Annotated in this window: 5 protein-coding genes; 4 read left to right on the forward strand and 1 reads right to left on the reverse strand. The window is 74.0% G+C overall.

What is annotated here, in order from left to right:
- Positions 1 to 69: 69 nt before the first annotated feature.
- Positions 70 to 864, forward strand: a complete 795-nt coding sequence (locus DMH12_RS37630) for an SDR family NAD(P)-dependent oxidoreductase (protein WP_125495754.1) — start codon at positions 70 to 72, stop codon at positions 862 to 864.
- Positions 865 to 890: 26 nt separating this feature from the next.
- Here DMH12_RS37630 and DMH12_RS37635 read toward each other — a convergent pair whose 3' ends face one another.
- Positions 891 to 1,949, reverse strand: coding sequence for a YihY/virulence factor BrkB family protein (locus DMH12_RS37635; RefSeq protein WP_125495755.1), 1,059 nt, complete (start codon positions 1,947 to 1,949; stop codon positions 891 to 893).
- Between the two features lie 337 nt (positions 1,950 to 2,286).
- On the opposite strand from DMH12_RS37635, the gene DMH12_RS37640 reads away from it, so the two are divergent.
- The 3 genes from DMH12_RS37640 to DMH12_RS37650 form a co-directional block, all read left to right on the forward strand.
- Positions 2,287 to 2,691: a hypothetical protein gene (locus DMH12_RS37640; protein WP_125495756.1), complete on the forward strand. Its 405-nt coding sequence runs from the start codon at positions 2,287 to 2,289 to the stop codon at positions 2,689 to 2,691.
- Entirely contained in the window at positions 2,688 to 3,476 is a 789-nt protein-coding gene (locus DMH12_RS37645; protein WP_185832770.1) for a hypothetical protein, read from the forward strand. Before DMH12_RS37640 ends, DMH12_RS37645 begins: the two co-directional genes overlap by 4 nt.
- A gap of 38 nt (positions 3,477 to 3,514) precedes the next feature.
- Positions 3,515 to 3,901 (forward strand): roadblock/LC7 domain-containing protein (locus DMH12_RS37650; RefSeq protein WP_125495757.1); only part of this gene is annotated, 387 nt, incomplete at its 3' end.

A 3,901-nucleotide genomic window follows, 5' to 3' on the forward strand; every position in this document is an offset into this window, starting at 1 on the left:
GGGTGGGTGGTGGGCGAGGCTGGGCAGGAGTACCGCGACCGACCGTACGGCACGACAAGGAGCGACCCGATGAACCTCGACCTCGGCGGACGAACCGCACTGGTGACCGGATCCTCGCAGGGCATCGGTGCGGCGATCGCCGCCGGCCTCGCCCGCGCCGGGGCCACCGTCGGCGTCAACGGGCGCGACGCGGGCCGCCTGGAGGAGGGCGTCGCGAAACTGCGGGCAGAGGTGCCGGACGGGGTGTTCGTGCCGGTCGTGGCCGACCTCGGCACCGAGGAGGGCGCCGCGCTGGCCATGGAGGCGATGCCCGACGTCGACATCCTCGTGAACAACCTCGGTGTCTTCGGCGCGGTGCCGGCGCTGGAGATCAGCGACGACGAGTGGCGGCGCTACTTCGAGATCAACGTCCTCGCGGGCGTCAGGCTGACGCGGGCCCATCTCCCCCGGATGAGGGAACGGGGCTGGGGCCGGGTGCTGTACATCGCGAGTGACTCGGCCGTCGTCGTCCCCGCCGAGATGATCCACTACGGCGTCTCCAAGACGGCCCTGCTCGGGGTCGGCCGAGGCTTCGCCAAGGAGGCCGCGGGCAGCGGCGTCACGGTGAACTGCGTCATCGCGGGCCCCACCCACACGGAGGGCGTCGAGGACTTCGTCTACCAGCTGGTCGACCGGGAGCTGCCCTGGGACGAGGCGCAGCGCGTCTTCATGCGCGAGCACCGCCCGCAGTCCCTGCTCCAGCGGCTGATCGAACCGGAGGAGATCGCCAACCTCGTGGTGTACCTCAGCTCGCCCCTCGCCTCCGCCACGACGGGAGCCGCCGTCCGCGTGGACGGCGGCTACGTCGACTCGATCCTGCCCTAGGCCGTGTCCGCAAGGCAGACGCCGGCTCACGTGCCCGGGGCCGCCTCCCGGTGGTCCGCGTCGTCCCAGGCCCTGGTGTCGCGCGGCTCCACGTAGGGCTCCTCCTCGGGCGGGTGGCCGCCGTCGATGACCCGCTGCCGGGCCAGTTCGGCGTCGAACTCGAGGCCCAGCAGGATGGCCAGGTTCGTCACCCACAGCCAGACCAGGAAGACGATGACACCGGCCAGGGTGCCGTACGTCTTGTTGTACGAACCGAAGTTGGCCACGTAGAAGGCGAACCCGGCGGAGGCGGCCAGCCAGATCAGCAGGGCGACCACGCTGCCGAGGGAGACCCACTTGAAGCCCTTGACCCGGGCGTTCGGCGTGGCCCAGTACAGGATCGCGATCATGAAGGTGACGAGCACGATCAGCACCGGCCACTTGGCGAGGGACCACACCGTCAGGGCGGTGTCGCCGATGCCGAGCGCGGTGCCCGCCTGCTGGGCCAGGCCGCCGGTGAACACGACGATGAGCGCGCTGACCACGGCCAGCACCAGCAGCACCACGGTCAGGGCCACCCGCAGCGGCAGCACCTTCCACATCGGGCGCCCCTCGGGCACGTCGTAGACCGCGTTGGCCGCGCGGATGAACGCGGCCACGTAGCCGGACGCCGACCAGACGGCGCCCGCCAGACCGGCCACCGCCAGCACGGAGCCGAGTCCCGCCCTGGCCTGCAACTGCTCCACCGCGTCGGTGACGATGTCCCGCACGGAACCGGGCGTGAGCTGCTGGATGTTCTCCAGCACCTCCCGGGTGGCGGAGGGCCCGGCGACGCCGAGCAGGGAGACCAGCACCAGCAGGGCCGGGAACATGGACAGCACGCCGTAGTAGGTCAGGGCCGCGGCCCGGTCGGTGAGTTCGTCCTCCTGGAACTCGGCGACCACGCGCTTCACCAGCGCGGTCCAGGAGCGGCCCGGCAGTTCGACCGGGGAGTCGGGGGCGGCGCGCTCGGTGGAGGCGTCCGGACCGTAGTCCTCGGGCGCCGCCTCGTCCGCTCGGTCGTCCTCGGGGTGCTTACGGATGTGGGGAAGGTGCAGTCGGGCCATGGGGGTTCGGGTTGCCCGTCCCGGCCGGGGCACGCCCCCCGGGTGCGGACCGACGCGCGCCGGGTGTGCGGCGGGCACCCGGGACGGCGGCGGTTCACCCGTGGCCGGCACGGCTCCGGCGTTCGCACAATGGGCCCCGCGGGCAGGTCCGTCCACCATCCGCATCGGGGCGGGCCTGCCCGCGCCGACCGGCCCCTGTCGCGGCCGAAATACCGCAGTATGCCGGAGCGCGTGCACGTTCCTCTGGAAAATGCCAAAGCGCTCACCAGACGCGTGCACTTTCCGTAGTCTCGGCGTCACGTTCGCGGTACAGCCGTGCAGGGGGAGGGGATCCGGCGTGCCCGGAATCGACGAGAGTCTGCTGGAAGCCATGCGACTGCCCGGCGCGCGGGGCGCGTCGCTGGTCGACTGGATCAGCGGGCTCGCCCTGGGCGCCGTCGGCGAGGCACCGGGCGGCGACTGGGAGGCCACGGCGGCCGAGACCGCCGAACTGGCCCGGCACGTCGCCGAGAGCGGCTCCCTGGCGGCCGGCGAGACCGGTACCGCCGTCGACCCGGGCAAGGCGCCCCCGGTGGAGGACCTGATCGCCACCACCGGCGACGCCTACCACCTGCTCCGCTTCGTCAGCACCCCCTTCGACAGCACGGTCTTCCTCCACCTCTGGCTGGGCCGCGACGACGGAAACCTCGCCCTGGCCCGCATCCGGCTGGCGGAGATGGCTGACCGCCTGGTGCTCGGATGACCAGAGTGACCACCACCTGGGCCACGCAGGAGACGACGTCGGCCGCCCTCGGCGCGCTCGCCGCCGAGGGGGCGACCGGAGCGCTCTCGGGCGAGCGGGGCATCGTCTACCTCTCGGCCGGCCGGGTCGTGCACGTCGAGTCGGCCTTCACCCCGGACCTCGGCGCGCTGCTCACCCGCAGCGGCGCGGTCCCCTCCGACGGCTGGTGGGACGCCGTCGACCGGGGCGGAGCCCACCACCGGGTGGGACACCGGCTCGTGGACAGCGGACGGCTCTCGGCCGGCGCGCTGGAGGTCTGCCACCTGGGCGCGCTGTTCGACGCCGCGTACTTCGTGCTCGCCCATGACACGCGCGCGCACCGCTTCCGGCCCGGCGCGGTGCACTGGCTCGGCGCGGTCCGCTCCGTGCCGGTCGACGCGGTCGTCCGCGAGTCCGGACGCCGGCGCGCCCTGCTGGACCGCATCTGGCCGGACCCCGCCATCGACACCGTCCCGCTGACCCGGGTGCCGGGCTCGGGCCGGGCCGGCCTGCCGGTGCGGCGCGGCCGGACCCTGACACAGGTCGACGGCGTGCGCACCGCCGCGCAGATCGCCTCGTCGCTCGCCTGCCGCACGTACCACACCCTCGTCGAACTGCGCCGCCTGGCCGCCGACGGCCTCGTCGCCGCCGCCCCGCCGCCCGTCGCCCCGCCCCCCGCACCGGAACCCGACCCGGGCAGCGCCGTGTGGGACGACCCGGACACCGCCCTGCTGCGACGGCTCCGACACGCCCTGGAGGCCCTGTGATCCGCGCGCGCCGTCAGCGTGCCGAAAGGAGACTGCTCATGGCCGTCGAGAGCGACGTCCTGGACGAACTGCACCGACTGCGCAACCGCGTGCCCCAGCTGACCGGGTCACTCGCGGCCACCGTGGACGGACTGGTCCTCGCCCACGACGCGCCCGGCACCGAACCCGAGGGTCTCGCCGCGCTCACCGCCGCCGCCCTCGGCGTCGCGCACCGCATGGCCGAGGCCACCTCGCGCGGCGGCTTCCGCGAGCTGCTGCTGCGCGGGGCGGACGGCTACGTCGCCACCTACGCGGCCGGTCCCGCCGCCGTGCTCACCCTGCTCGCCGACGGGCGGGTCAACGTGGGCCGGCTGCACCTGGAGGGCCGGCGCAGCGGTGCCCGCATCGGGGAGCTGGTCGCCGCCCACATCGGCCACGACCGCGGC

Source organism: Streptomyces sp. WAC 04229, from assembly GCF_003947455.1.
Classification (GTDB): Bacteria; Actinomycetota; Actinomycetes; order Streptomycetales; family Streptomycetaceae; genus Streptomyces.

What these genes read in the sequence shown, in the direction of transcription:
- DMH12_RS37630 (WP_125495754.1), top strand. Translation starts at nt 70, where the DNA reads ATGAACCTCGACCTCGGCGGACGAACCGCACTGGTGACCGGATCCTCG.
- DMH12_RS37635 (WP_125495755.1), bottom strand. Translation starts at nt 1,949, where the DNA reads ATGGCCCGACTGCACCTTCCCCACATCCGTAAGCACCCCGAGGACGAC.
- DMH12_RS37645 (WP_185832770.1), top strand. Translation starts at nt 2,688, where the DNA reads ATGACCAGAGTGACCACCACCTGGGCCACGCAGGAGACGACGTCGGCC.